We start from the raw sequence: 13,712 nt of genomic DNA on the forward strand, positions 1-13,712 counted from the left end.
TACAGCTTATTCCTGGGTTTCGCCACGTTCACGGGCAATGGCACGGTAGCCAATGTCCTTGCGGTAGAAGCAACCTTCCCAGTCGATGGCCGCTGCCAGCTTGTAGGCTTGCTGTTGCGCTTCGCCGACGCTGGCGCCCATTGCGGTGGCGCAGAGTACGCGACCACCGGCGGTGACGACGTTGTCATCTTTCAGCGCGGTGCCGGCGTGGAAGACTTTGCCTTCCAGCTTCGCCGCTGCGTCCAGACCGTTGATCGCTGCGCCCTTGGCGTAATCGCCCGGGTAACCGCCAGCCGCCAGCACGATGCCGACGCTCGGACGTGGATCCCACTGTGCTTCAACCTTGTCCAGCGCTTGCGCCAGAGCGGCTTCGACCAGCAGCACCAGGCTCGATTGCAGTCGCAGCATCACCGGTTGGGTTTCCGGATCGCCGAAGCGGCAGTTGAACTCGATGACTTTCGGGTTACCGGCCTTGTCGATCATCAGACCTGCGTAGAGGAAACCGGTGTAGACGTTGCCTTCTTCAGCCATGCCGCGCACGGTCGGCCAGATGACCAGATCCATCACGCGCTTGTGCACGTCGGCGGTGACCACCGGGGCAGGGGAGTAAGCACCCATGCCACCCGTGTTCGGGCCGCTGTCGCCGTCGCCAACACGTTTGTGGTCCTGGCTGGTGGCCATCGGCAGAACGTTTTTGCCGTCGACCATGACGATGAATGAAGCTTCTTCGCCGTCGAGGAATTCTTCGATGACCACACGCGAACCGGCATCACCGAAAGCGTTGCCAGCGAGCATGTCGCGCACGGCGTCTTCGGCTTCAGCCAGGGTCATGGCGACGATCACGCCTTTACCGGCGGCCAGGCCATCGGCCTTGATCACGATCGGTGCGCCTTTTTCACGCAGATAAGCCAGAGCCGGCTCGATCTCGGTGAAGTTCTGGTAGTCGGCGGTCGGAATCTTGTGGCGCGCGAGGAAATCCTTGGTGAAGGCTTTCGAACCTTCCAGTTGCGCGGCACCGGCGGTCGGACCGAAGCAGTCCAGACCACGGGAGCGGAACAGATCGACAACGCCAGCCACCAACGGTACTTCCGGGCCGACGATGGTCAGGGAAACGTTTTTCTCGGCGAAGTCGGCCAGTTGCTCAAGGGCCAGCACGTCGATGGCGACGTTCTCGCACTTGGCTTCAATGGCGGTGCCTGCGTTGCCCGGTGCGACGAAAACCTTCTGCACGCGCGGATCCTGAGCCACTTTCCAGGCCAGGGCGTGTTCACGGCCACCGCTGCCAATGATCAAAACATTCATTTCAAAAACCTCAAAAATCTGTCAGGCGCTGCTGTAGCGCTTTATGTGGGAGCGAGCCTGCTCGCGAAAGCGGTGTGTCAGTCAACGTCAACGTCGCTGGCAGATTGCATTCGCGAGCAGGCTCGCTCCCACATTTGAATCGGTGTATCAGTGACGGAAGTGGCGCATGCCGGTGAATACCATCGCGATGCCGGCTTCGTCAGCGGCGGCAATCACTTCAGCATCACGCATCGAACCACCCGGCTGGATCACCGCAGTGATACCCACCTTGGCTGCGTTGTCCAGGCCGTCGCGGAACGGGAAGAACGCGTCGGAGGCCATCACCGAACCGGCCACTTGCAGGCCGGCGTGCTCAGCCTTGATCGCGGCAATACGCGCCGAGTTTACGCGGCTCATCTGGCCCGCGCCGACACCGATGGTCTGACGGTTCTTGGCGTAGACGATGGCGTTGGATTTAACGTACTTGGCGACTTTCCAGGCGAAGATCAGGTCGTGGATTTCCTGTTCGGTCGGCGCACGTTTGGTCACGACTTTCAGGTCGTCGGCGCTGATCATGCCGATGTCGCGGCTCTGTACCAGCAGACCGCCGTTGACGCGCTTGTAGTCCCAGGCCGCGGCGCGGTCAGCCGACCACTCGCCACAGGCCAGCAGGCGCACGTTGGCTTTGGCTGCAACAATGGCGCGAGCTTCTTCGCTGACGCTTGGAGCGATGATCACTTCAACGAACTGACGCTCGACGATCGCCTTGGCGGTCTCGGCATCCAGTTCACGGTTGAAGGCAATGATGCCGCCGAACGCCGATTCGGTATCGGTGGCGTAAGCCAGTTCGTAGGCCTGACGGATGCCGCCTTCAGCGTCCGGGCTGACGGCCACGCCGCACGGGTTGGCGTGCTTGACGATGACGCAGGCTGGCTTGACGAAGCTCTTCACGCATTCCAGCGCGGCGTCGGTGTCGGCGACGTTGTTGTACGACAGCTCTTTGCCTTGCAGTTGGGTCGCAGTGGCGATGCCGACTTCGGCAGGCTTGGCTTCCACGTAGAACGCCGCGCTCTGGTGCGGGTTCTCGCCGTAGCGCATTTCCTGGGCCTTGATGAACTGGCTGTTGAAGGTGCGCGGGAATTCGCTGCGGCCTTCAGTGCTCAGGGTTTCAGCAGCCTGATTCACGGTGCCCATGTAGTTGGCGATCATGCCGTCATAGGCGGCGGTGTGTTCGAAAGCCTTGAGCATCAGGTCGAAACGCTGAGCGTAGGTCAGGCCACCGGCCTTGAGGCCTTCGAGCACGCTGGCGTAATCGCTGGCATTCACCACGATCGCTACGTCTTTATGGTTTTTCGCTGCCGAACGGACCATGGTCGGGCCGCCGATGTCGATGTTTTCGATGGCGGTCGGCAGGTCGCAGCCTGGCTTGTTGATGGTGGCTTCGAACGGGTACAGGTTGACAGCAACCAGATCGATTGGCTTGATGCCGTGCTCGCTCATGATCGCGTCGTCGATACCGCGACGACCGAGGATGCCGCCGTGGATTTTCGGGTGCAGGGTTTTCACCCGACCGTCCATCATTTCGGCGAAACCGGTGTAATCCGCGACTTCCACTGCGGCAACACCGTTGTCGCGCAGCAGCTTGAACGTCCCGCCGGTGGAGAGGATCTCGACGCCCAGAGCTTCAAGCTCCTTGGCGAATTCGAGGATCCCGGTCTTGTCGGAAACGCTGATCAAGGCGCGGCGGATCGGCAGGCGGGTAGTCTGGTCGGTCATCTCAATTTCCATCAAAAGCAAAGGAAGTCAGCAAAAAAGGCGACCGTTTTTTACGCGGGCGCCTTTCTGGTTTGATTGAATGCTTACAGCAGATCGTACTGCTTGAGTTTCTTGCGCAGCGTGCCGCGGTTAAGTCCCAGCAGCTCGCTCGCCTTGGTCTGGTTGCCCTTGACGTAGTTCATCACGCTTTCGAGCAGGGGCGCCTCGACTTCGGAGAGCACCAGGTTATACACATCCGTGACGGATGCGCCCTCAAGGTGGGCGAAATAATTGTGCAGCGCCTTCTCGACACTCCCGCGAAGGGTCTGACCTTCTTCGCTCGGGGTATTGAGGTGCTGTTTCAAATTCACGTTGTCGCTCACGGGTGCTGTTCCACTCACTAAAGTCTCGGTCATCATCGTCATGCGGCCACCCCTTCTTCGTCCCCTGTCAGGCTCTTGTAACGCTCGGCGAAGAACTCCCGAACGTTGGCGCATTGTGTTTCCGTACCATCCAAACGATTGAAGTGGGCGCGAAACTCCCTGGCGCCCGGCAAGGTTGCGAGATACCAGCCCACATGCTTGCGCGCAATGCGCACGCCCATCACATCCCCATAGAAAGCGTGAAGTGCGGCCAGATGCTCCAGCAGTATGTGTTCCACCTCGATCAGCTCCGGTGCCGGCAATTTCTCGCCGGTACGCAGGAAGTGTTCGATCTCGCGAAAAATCCATGGCCGCCCTTGGGCGGCGCGGCCTACCAACAGGCCATCGGCACCGGTCGCGTCAAGGACGTAACGGGCCTTTTCCGGCGAATCGATATCGCCATTGGCAAACACCGGGATCGACACCGCCTGCTTGATCGCGGCAATCGTGTCGTACTCGGCTTCACCCTTGTACAGGTCGGCGCGCGTGCGGCCATGCACTGCCAGCGCGGTGATCCCGGCCTGCTCGGCGATCTTCGCCACGGTCAGACCGTTCTTGTTGTCGCGATCCCAACCGGTGCGGATCTTCAGGGTGACCGGCACATCAACCGCCGCCACAACGGCCTGCAGGATCTCGGTCACCAGTGCTTCGTCCTTCAACAACGCGGAACCGGCGGCCTTGTTGCAGACCTTCTTTGCCGGGCAACCCATGTTGATATCGATAATCTGTGCGCCCAGTTCGACGTTGGCCCGGGCTGCATCCGCCAGCATCTGCGCATCACCACCGGCAATCTGTACCGAGCGTGGCTCGGGATCGCCTTCGTGGATCATGCGCAGGCGCGACTTGCGGGTATTCCACAGGCTCATGTCGCTGGTGACCATTTCCGAGACTACAAGCCCTGCGCCCAAACGCTTGCACAGCTGACGAAAGGGCTGGTCGGTGACCCCCGCCATCGGGGCGAGAATCAAGCCGTTCTGCAATATGTATGGGCCGATGCGTACCGCCGACATAGGACTTCCCTGAGGTGGGGCCGGATCATGAGAGTTCGAAAAAGGGTTGGCATGATACCCGCTCTCGATGACTGGATAAAGGCTGAATTGAACAAAATCTGAACAGTTATTCTGTTATCGCCACGGGTTTGGTTGTGGATGGCAAAGTCAGAAAACCGCCGTCAATTCGAAAGCGATGAAGCGCGTCACTCGGGCGAGTGGAAACTCAGGCTGTAATTCACCGCTTTGGGGCCTGGATCGAGAATATCCAGCGCGATGTGGATCGGCGTCTGCGGCGGCATTTCCGCCAGACCTTCGAGGTCCCCTCTCAGGTATTCGCCGGGTTTGAAGCGACGACTGGCAATCAGGTGGCCGTTGAGGTCGGCGAAGCGCAGTTCCAGTAATGGAAACGGCTGAGAGAACGTCGCACGGTTGTAAATGATCGCATCGACCACCAACGCGCCGTTGAACTCCGGATGGCTGCGCACCACCAGGTTGCTGCTCTTGATTCGGGCGATATCGACCTTGGACGGCACCGTGCAGCCGATCTGCGGGCAGATTTGCTGGAACCACGGGCGATACTGATCCTGTCGGGCCAGCTCTTCGAAATGATAAGAGATGTACTGGGCGGCCAGGCCTCCCGCCGCCAGCAGGACCAACAGCAGCCAGAGCGTACGTCGGCCCCACGGCGAGCGGCGCTTCTGCCAGTCCAGTTGCAGCGGGTCGTCGGTCAGGTCTTGCAGGACTTCGGCGCGTACGCCGGGCTCTGCGCGCTCGCGCTTTTTGCGCAGCGGCTCGATCGATGGCAAATCGTCGTCATCGGCTTCGTCGCTGGCCGACAGGCGTTCGCGGCGGGCATTGGGGTCGATCGGGTCGTGCAGGCGCAGATGCGGAATCGCTGGTTCGTCATCCAGATCCACCGGTTCCAGTGACAGCGAGGGCTCGGTGCGCTCGGATTTGACCGGTTCGATGTCGGCGATTTCTGCCTCGTCGTCCTCGGGCTCGGCCGTGTGTTCATCGGCGCGCTCGCTGAACAGACTGTCGCGCCAGAGCGTTTCATCTGGTTCAGGGTTGTCGCGGCGTGCGCTCAGGGCATCTTCGCGTGGACGACCGAATTCGGTGGTCGGCTGGATTTCCCGTTGTTCGAGGCGGGCCAGTTCTTCGTCCAGATCGAGGCTGTCGAGATCCAGCTCGGACGCGCTCCACTGCTTTTGGCTGATGGCACGCGGCGCGGGCTGTTCGACGATGGCCGGCGCCTGGACAACGGGCGGGGCCTCGATAATCGGCGGCTGCTCGACAATCGAGGGTGCAACCGGTGTCACCGCGTCCTTGCCGGCGTGTTGCTCCAGCAGCTGTTTGGCCGCATTGAACACTTGCAGGCAGGAGCCGCAGCGAACCACCCCGCGGGCCACGCTCAATTGAGCATGGCTGACACGGAAACTGGTTTGGCAATGCGGGCACTGGGTGACGAAGCTGTCGGTCATGCGGCGATCCGGATTATGCAGGCGCCCATATTAACGCCGACGGCCGGTGATGCGCACCCAGCCATCGCGATTGGCGATCGGGTCGAGATCAAAGTCCTGCGCATAAGCGGCAGCGACTTCATCACCTTGCTCGGCAAGGATGCCCGACAACGCCAGACGGCCACCGGATTTCACCAGGCCGGACAGTTGCGGCGCGAGAGAAACCAGTGGGCCGGCCAGAATGTTGGCGACCAGTACGTCGGCTTTGACCTGTGGCAGATCTTCCGGCAAGTACAGCGGGAACAGTTCTTCGGCAATGTTGTTGCGCCCGGCGTTATCACGCGAGGCTTCCAGCGCCTGCACGTCGATGTCGGTGCCGACCGCTTCCTTGGCGCCGAGCAGCAGGGCCGCAATCGCCAGAATCCCCGAGCCGCAGCCGAAGTCGAGCACGTTGCAGCCTTTCAGATCCTGACCGTCGAGCCATTCCAGGCACAGCGCGGTGGTCGGGTGCGTGCCGGTGCCGAACGCCAAACCCGGATCCAGCAGCAGATTGACTGCGTCTGGCTCAGGTGCGGCATGCCAGCTCGGCACGATCCACAGGCGCTGGCCGAAGCGCATCGGCTGGAAGCCGTCCATCCAGCTGCGTTCCCAGTCCTGATCTTCAATGACTTCGCTGTGATGCTCAGGCAACGGGCTGCCGGTCAGCAGTTCCAGGTGGGCCAGAACCGGTGCCGGTTCGGTGCCGCCCTCGAACAGTGCCAGCAGGTGCGTATGCGCCCACAGCGGGGTGGTATTGAGTTCCGGCTCGAAGATCGGCTGATCTTCGGCGTCCATGAAGGTCACCGACACGGCGCCCACTTCAAGGAAAGCGTCTTCGTAGGTTTCGGCTTGTTCCGGGCTGATGGCGAGACGTACTTGCAGCCAAGGCATGGCGGGCACCTTTGAAAAATATTGATTGCAGCCTAGCGGCCGGCGAGAAGCGCGCAAGTTTACGCGAGCGCAGGCGGTTTGTGGGAGCTGGATTTGTAGCGCCAATCCCTTGTAGGAGTGAGCCTGCTCGCGATGGCGATGTTGCCGTCAACACAAATGCTGAATGTGCCAGCCTCATCGCGAGCAGGCTCGCTCCCACAGGGGCTTTTGAAACCTGCAGAAACAACAAAGCCGCCCGAAGGCGGCTTTGTCTGGTGCGGGCCGAAGCTTAGTGCTTCTCGCCAGCCAGCTTGTGCTCGAGGTAGTGAATGTTCACACCACCCTTGCAGAAGCCTTCGTCGCGAACCAGATCACGGTGCAGCGGGATGTTGGTCTTGATCCCGTCAACCACGATTTCGTCCAGGGCATTACGCATGCGTGCCATGGCTTCGTCGCGGGTCGCGCCGTAAGTGATCAGCTTGCCGATCAGCGAGTCGTAGTTCGGCGGAACTGCATAACCGCTGTACAGGTGCGAATCGACGCGAACGCCGTTGCCGCCTGGAGCGTGGAAATGCTTGACCGTACCCGGGCTCGGCATGAAGGTTTTCGGGTCTTCAGCGTTGATCCGGCATTCCAGCGAGTGGCCGCGGATAACCACGTCATCCTGCGTGAACGACAGCTTGTTGCCAGCGGCGATGCTGAGCATCTCCTTGACGATGTCGATACCGGTGACCATTTCCGAAACCGGGTGCTCCACCTGAACACGAGTGTTCATTTCGATGAAGTAGAAACGACCGTTCTCGTACAGGAACTCGAAAGTACCCGCGCCGCGGTAGCCGATGTCGATGCACGCCTTGACGCAGCGAGCCAGTACTTCTTCGCGCGCCTTCTCGTCGATGCCCGGTGCCGGCGCCTCTTCGAGAACTTTCTGGTGACGACGTTGCAGCGAGCAATCGCGGTCGCCCAGATGGATGGCGTGGCCCTGGCCGTCGGACAGCACCTGCACTTCGACGTGACGCGGGTTGGTCAGGAATTTTTCCAGATAGACCATCGGGTTACCGAACGCCGCGCCAGCTTCGGTGCGGGTCAGTTTGGCGAAGGCGATCAGGTCTTCTTCCTTGTGCACAACACGCATGCCGCGACCACCACCGCCGCCAGCGGCTTTGATGATCACCGGGTAGCCGACTTCACGACCGATGCGCAGCGCCGTTTCTTCGTCTTCCGGCAGTGGGCCGTCGGAGCCTGGAACGGTAGGCACGCCTGCTTCGATCATCGCGTGCTTGGCCGAAACCTTGTCGCCCATCAGGCGAATGGTTTCGGCTTTCGGGCCGATGAAGGCGAAGCCGGAGTTCTCGACCTGCTCGGCAAAATCGGCGTTTTCCGCGAGGAAACCGTAGCCTGGGTGAATGGCGGTAGCGCCAGTCACTTCAGCGGCAGCGATGATGGCCGGGATGTGCAGGTAAGAGTGCGCGGCAGAAGCCGGGCCGATGCAGACGGATTCGTCTGCCAGACCCAGGTGCATCAGCTCTTTGTCGGCCTTGGAGTAAACGGCGACGGTCTTGATGCCCATCTCTTTGCAGGCACGCAGAATCCGCAGGGCGATCTCACCGCGGTTAGCGATCAGAACTTTTTCCAACTTCGCAGTCATCAAAGGCTCTCCGCAGTTCAAACGATGGTGAACAGCGGTTGGTCGTACTCAACCGGCTGGCCGTCTTCGACGAGGATGGACTCGATCACACCGCTGGTTTCAGCTTCGATGTGGTTCATCATCTTCATGGCTTCGACGATGCACAGAGTGTCGCCTTTCTTCACGGTCTGGCCGACTTCAACGAAGGACGGCGAGGTTGGCGAAGATTTGCGGTAGAACGTGCCGACCATCGGCGAACGGGCAACAGTGCCGTTCAGCGCAGGGGCAGCAGCAGCAGCAGCCGGAGCTGCGGCAGCAACCGGAGCAGCAGCGGCAGGTGCAGCAGCTGGAGCTTGCATCGGCGCTGGTGCGTAGTACTGCTGAGCCGGGGTCTTGCTGTGACGGCTGATGCGTACGGACTCTTCGCCTTCCTTGATCTCGAGCTCGTCGATGCCGGACTCTTCCAGCAATTCGATCAGTTTCTTAACTTTACGGATATCCATGAATCATCAACTCCCAAGGGTCGGTCAGGGGCGCTTAACGCTTGTAGTTCAAGTCGTTGCCTGTGTTTCAAGCTGTTCTAGTGCAGCCTCCAGGGCCAGTCGGTAACCGCTGGCGCCAAGGCCGCAGATCACTCCCACCGCTACATCGGAGAAGTAAGAGTGATGGCGGAAAGGTTCGCGTTTGTGCACGTTGGACAAATGCACTTCGATGAATGGGATGCTCACTCCCAGCAACGCGTCACGTAATGCGACACTTGTGTGCGTAAAAGCTGCTGGATTGATCAGAATGAAATCGACACCTTCGCCGCGCGCGGCGTGGATGCGGTCGATCAATTCGTACTCGGCATTGCTTTGCAGATACAGCAGATGATGACCGGCTTCACGGGCGCGGCGCTCCAGATCCTGATTGATCTGCGCCAGGGTCGTTGAACCGTAAGTGCCGGGTTCGCGGGTGCCGAGCAGGTTCAGGTTGGGGCCGTGCAGCACCAGTAGGGTTGCCATCTGCGTAGTCCTTGTTATGAATGAGCAATCGTCAGAACCCGGCGACTATGCCGCAAAGACTTTGTGACTGTCCAGTTCTATGCAATAGCCAGCACGATGGCCGATGTTTGCGCGAAATATGTGACCAAGTGATTTGATTCGGTCACTTGTGGTGTATGGACTGACGCCTTCGCGAGCAAGCTCGCTCCCACAGGGGTATGCATCCCAATGTGGGAGCGAACTTGCTCGCGAAGGCGATTTGTCAGACGCGAAAGGCCTGAACGGCCGTATGCAGTTGCCCGCCCAATACCAGCAGGTTCTCACCCTGTTCGCGCCCACGGCCGATACGCACCAGATTATCCCCACCCAACTGATGAATCCGCTCGCTGTGATCGCGAATCTCGCTGACAGCACCGCTTTGCTGCGCGGTGATATCGGCAATGCGGATTGCCGTGTCGGAAATGGTCTGGATCGCGCCGACGATTTTATCCAGCGCACCGTCTGCCGCTTGCGCCTGATTGGCTGTGGCTTCGGCATGTTCAACCTGCGCCCGCATGCCTTCGACCGATTGCCGTGCCGCCGTTTGCAGGCCGGCAATCAGCGTCTGGATTTCGGCAGTCGCGCCGGCAGTACGCTGGGCAAGCGAGCGCACTTCTTCAGCTACCACGGCAAAGCCACGACCCATTTCCCCGGCGCGCGCCGCTTCAATCGCCGCGTTGAGGGCCAGCAGGTTGGTCTGGTCGGCAATCGAGCGAATCACCGTCAACACGCCACCGATGGTTGCCGACTCTTCGGCCAGATGTTCGATCATCTGCGCGTTGCCTTGTACTTCACCGACCAATGCGTGCAGGCCGGTGAGGCTCTGGCCAATTACCGTCTGACCATGCTCGACCGCCAGTCCGGCATGACGACTGGCGTCAGCGGCCTGCTGCGCATCGCCGGCAACCTGCTGGATTGTCGCTTCAAGTTCGCCGAGGGAGTCGCGGATCAGCGCGGTGTCGCCAGCCTGATGTTCGGCACCGCTGTGCAAGTCGTTACTCAGTTCGGCCAGGGTGCGGCTACTGCCCGCGACTTGTTCGGCATTGCCGCGAATGGTCCCGACCAGATCCACCAGATACGCGCGCAATCGATTGAGCGAGGCTTCGATGTCACGCAGTTCACGGTTGGTTTTGCCCAGATGAATGTCGCGACTGAAGTCGCCCTCGGCCCAGGTTGAAAGCGCCGGCGCGAGATTGGTCAATGTGCGCGCCAGGCGCCGTTGCAAAGTGTCGATCAGTAAAGCGATCAGCAGAATCAGGCCGATCATCACGCCTTGCATCAGCCGCACTTCGCCCTGAATTTGCCCGTGTTGGGCGCGTACGACGGGTTCCAGGCCGGCGATCGCCTGTTGCACGGCGGCAATTTTCTGGTGCGTCGCGGTGCTCAGATCCGCGCGTTTCTGAATCTGGTCGCGGGTGCGCTCAAGCTCTGCCGGATAGCGTCCGAGCAGGCTGTTGAGTTCGCGTTTGAGGTCGACACCGGCGTCTTCGGCGGCGGTTTTCTCAGTGTTTTCGATACCCATCAACGCGGCAAAATCGTCGCTGTTCGACTCGTTGCTGGTGACGACGCCGAGCAAGGGCAGGGCATCAATTGCCTGAGCTTGCGTACGGATGTTGGTGACCTCGCGCTCAACATCGGCCGTCAGTTCGCTGCGCCCGCTGCTGACCAGCTTGTCCCGCGCCAACGACAGTTTGCCCAGATGCTGCGAAGCCGCAAGCAACGGCGTCAGATAGCTCGCGTTGCCGTTGGCATAAGTGCTGAGTTGCTCAAGGCTGGCGCTCAATTCGCGCTCGGCCTGCAACAGCAACGCCTGCGGATCGCCCGCCAGTTTGCCGGCCGCGAGCAAGTCGGTTTTGCTGAACTCCTCCAGGCCCGACAGGCTCGGGTGCAGCGTTTCAGCCAGCGCCGGCGGCAATTCAGCGAGTTCTTTGCGCAAGCTGTCGATGGCCTGGCTGGCGCTGCTCAGGCGCAAGGCGTCGCCGCTGGCGAGGTAATCCTCGACGTTGCGTGCGACCTCGTTCTGAAACTGCTGCGACAGTCCCAAATACCGCTCCATCAACAGATACGGGCGTTCGAGGGCTTTTTGCGACCACCACAGCGTGGCGCCGAGTGCGAGGCACACGGCGACCAGCAGCAGCGTATTGAGATTGGTGAGCAACTTCAGGCGCATGACGGCTACCAACGGCAGAAATGGTAAGCGCCTGAATTTATTGCGGTTCTGTTACAGGGTTATGACCGAATCAGTGGAATTCGATGAAAAAGTGGCACTTTGCTTTGACTCGCGCGCAGTCTGCACGCGATTGCGCCCGGCACCCTTGGCGCGGTACAGCGCTTCGTCGGCCTGACTGGCCATCATCAGGCTGTCGCAGTCGTCGTGCATTTCCACCACGCCGGCACTGAAGGTGCACCACAAATCCTGCGGCTGCGCCGGGTAATGGATTTCGGCGAAGCGCTGGCGGATTTCGTCGAGGACTTTGTGCGCCGCTTCTATATCCGTGTCGGGCATGACGATGGCGAACTCTTCACCGCCGTAGCGGCCGATGAAGTCGGTCTTGCGTAAACGCTGCTTGAGAAACAGCGCCAGGCTTTTGATCACCCGGTCGCCCATCGGGTGGCCGTGGCTGTCGTTGACCCGTTTGAAGTGGTCGATGTCGAGCATGGCAAAACTCAGCGGCTTGTTCTCGCGGCGGGCGCGGAACGAGCAGTCTTCGAGCAATTGCAGAATGTGCGTGTGGTTATAGAGGCCGGTGAGGCTGTCGCGGACCATCCGCGCTTTCAGATTGCGCGCGCGGGCGGCGCGGTTGCGCACGGTGGTGATCAGATGGCGCGGCTTGATCGGTTTGGTCAGAAAATCATCGCCGCCCTCGCTCATGGCGTCGAGCTGCTTGTCCAGATCGTCCTCGGCCGACAGATAAATGATCGGCACGCTGACATAGCGGTCGTTGTGGCGAATCACTTTGGCCAGTTCGGTACCGGTGCAGGCCGGCATGTACATGTCGAGGATGATCAGGTCGGGCTGGAAATCCGCCAGTTCGGCCATCGCCTGAATCGGTTCGATCAAGGTGCGCGTGACGATGCCGGCGCTGTTGAGCAGGCGTTCGGTGTGCAAGGCCTGCGCACGCGAGTCGTCGATGATCAACACTTTATAAGGCTCGTACTGGGCGACGCAGGTGAGGACTTCGATCTTTTCCAGCAGGCTCGACGCTTCGAGAGTGCCGGTGAGAAATTCCTGGCCACCGGCGCGCACGGCGGCGAGACGGGTCGGCGTGTCGGTTTCGTGCAGGCTGAAGAACAGCAGCGGCAGCGGCTCCTCGAGCCCGACCTGGGCTTCGGCGGCGAGTTTCAGGCCGATGCCGGCGCCGCTGAAATCCACGTCCATGACGATCGCGGCCGGCAGGCGCTCGACCATCGAGGAGCGAAATGCCGAAACACTGTCCAGCGCCTGCGCGCTCAGACCGAAGAATTCAAGTTGTTTGGCCAGCCGTTCGGCGCGGTCGTGATCCTGCAGCATCACGTAGATCGGTTTACGCAGTGGCGGCAGGAACGTCTGGTCGAGTTGATCGCCATGGCGCAGGCCGGTGCGCGACAAGCGCTGCATCAAGCGATTGAGGTCGGTGATCAGGCCACTGCTGAGACGGCCGCGATTGGCGTCCACCGCTTCCAGCGACTGGCTGATGTGGCGCGCGAGTTGAGTGTGTTCCGGCTGTTCGAAGCGCTCGGCAAAACGCAGCAGGCGCAGGTTGGCCTCGCTCAGTTCGGCGAGGTCGACAGTAGACCACTCACTGCGTTGCAGGCGCTGCCATATCTCAAGAATCTGACGTGCCTGATGAATTACCCGCTGGGCAAAGTGGTGCTTGAGACGCTCACGGCTGGGGTCTTCTGGCTCGGTCATATCCTGACTACTAGTTAGGCTGCATGCTGAGATCGACTGGTGGCTCTATGCTAGCACCTCTTTTCCCTTAGACGAGTGTCGTACGTCAATAATCTGCAGTGCGTCACCATTCAGTTTCTGACCGGGCGGTTTTGTTTTTGACCTGAGTGTCTGACAAGTCCCCGTCGGCCGGGCACTCCCTGACTAAGCTGGGTGATCAGGATGACGGGGCAGTGGTGCTTTTATCCGTGCAGTGAATGACCTTTGCGATGGTTTTCAATCCGATGGGCTGAAGCATGGGCATCGGGGATTCCCTTAGTCATCGTCGAAGCGTCATTCGCCCATACGAATTGCGGCTTATCTTTACGCGCGG

General features: G+C 60.5%; 11 protein-coding genes. All 11 read right to left on the reverse strand.

Annotated features, from left to right (window positions below; translation table 11 throughout):
* Window positions 1-6 precede the first annotated feature (6 nt).
* The 11 genes from purD to gcbA all read right to left on the reverse strand — a co-directional run bounded on the left by purD (window position 7) and on the right by gcbA (window position 13,360).
* A complete protein-coding gene (purD, locus tag PspS49_RS03165) occupies window positions 7-1,302 on the reverse strand; it encodes a phosphoribosylamine--glycine ligase (protein ID WP_127925676.1) in 1,296 nt (431 codons plus the stop codon).
* Window positions 1,303-1,449: 147 nt separating this feature from the next.
* On the reverse strand, window positions 1,450-3,057 hold the full coding sequence (gene purH / locus PspS49_RS03170; RefSeq protein WP_007914589.1) for a bifunctional phosphoribosylaminoimidazolecarboxamide formyltransferase/IMP cyclohydrolase: 1,608 nt from the start codon (window positions 3,055-3,057) through the stop codon (window positions 1,450-1,452).
* Window positions 3,058-3,140: 83 nt separating this feature from the next.
* Window positions 3,141-3,461: a DNA-binding transcriptional regulator Fis gene (fis, locus tag PspS49_RS03175; protein ID WP_003221275.1), complete on the reverse strand. Its 321-nt coding sequence runs from the start codon at window positions 3,459-3,461 to the stop codon at window positions 3,141-3,143.
* Entirely contained in the window at window positions 3,458-4,468 is a 1,011-nt protein-coding gene (dusB, locus tag PspS49_RS03180; protein ID WP_150775118.1) for a tRNA dihydrouridine synthase DusB, read from the reverse strand. The genes fis and dusB overlap by 4 nt, the downstream gene beginning before the upstream one ends.
* Before the next feature lie 185 nt (window positions 4,469-4,653).
* Window positions 4,654-5,931, reverse strand: coding sequence for a DUF3426 domain-containing protein (locus tag PspS49_RS03185; protein ID WP_160038070.1), 1,278 nt, complete (start codon window positions 5,929-5,931; stop codon window positions 4,654-4,656).
* A 30-nt stretch (window positions 5,932-5,961) separates the two neighbouring features.
* The gene (gene prmA, locus PspS49_RS03190; RefSeq protein WP_127925680.1) at window positions 5,962-6,840 is read right to left on the reverse strand and encodes a 50S ribosomal protein L11 methyltransferase; all 879 of its coding nucleotides are present in this window, start codon (window positions 6,838-6,840) and stop codon (window positions 5,962-5,964) included.
* 268 nt (window positions 6,841-7,108) lie between these two features.
* Window positions 7,109-8,467, reverse strand: coding sequence for an acetyl-CoA carboxylase biotin carboxylase subunit (gene accC, locus PspS49_RS03195; protein ID WP_007914602.1), 1,359 nt, complete (start codon window positions 8,465-8,467; stop codon window positions 7,109-7,111).
* 17 nt (window positions 8,468-8,484) lie between these two features.
* Window positions 8,485-8,949: an acetyl-CoA carboxylase biotin carboxyl carrier protein gene (gene accB / locus PspS49_RS03200; RefSeq protein WP_160038072.1), complete on the reverse strand. Its 465-nt coding sequence runs from the start codon at window positions 8,947-8,949 to the stop codon at window positions 8,485-8,487.
* A 48-nt stretch (window positions 8,950-8,997) separates the two neighbouring features.
* A complete protein-coding gene (gene aroQ, locus PspS49_RS03205) occupies window positions 8,998-9,450 on the reverse strand; it encodes a type II 3-dehydroquinate dehydratase (protein WP_007914604.1) in 453 nt (150 codons plus the stop codon).
* Window positions 9,451-9,691: 241 nt separating this feature from the next.
* The gene (locus PspS49_RS03210; RefSeq protein WP_160038074.1) at window positions 9,692-11,638 is read right to left on the reverse strand and encodes a methyl-accepting chemotaxis protein; all 1,947 of its coding nucleotides are present in this window, start codon (window positions 11,636-11,638) and stop codon (window positions 9,692-9,694) included.
* 51 nt (window positions 11,639-11,689) lie between these two features.
* Window positions 11,690-13,360 carry a diguanylate cyclase GcbA gene (gene gcbA, locus PspS49_RS03215; RefSeq protein ID WP_160038076.1) on the reverse strand — a complete coding sequence of 557 codons (1,671 nt, stop codon included), beginning with the start codon at window positions 13,358-13,360 and terminating at the stop codon, window positions 11,690-11,692.
* Window positions 13,361-13,712 lie beyond the last annotated feature (352 nt).

Source organism: Pseudomonas sp. S49 (assembly GCF_009866785.1).
In the GTDB taxonomy this organism is placed as follows: domain Bacteria; phylum Pseudomonadota; class Gammaproteobacteria; order Pseudomonadales; family Pseudomonadaceae; genus Aquipseudomonas.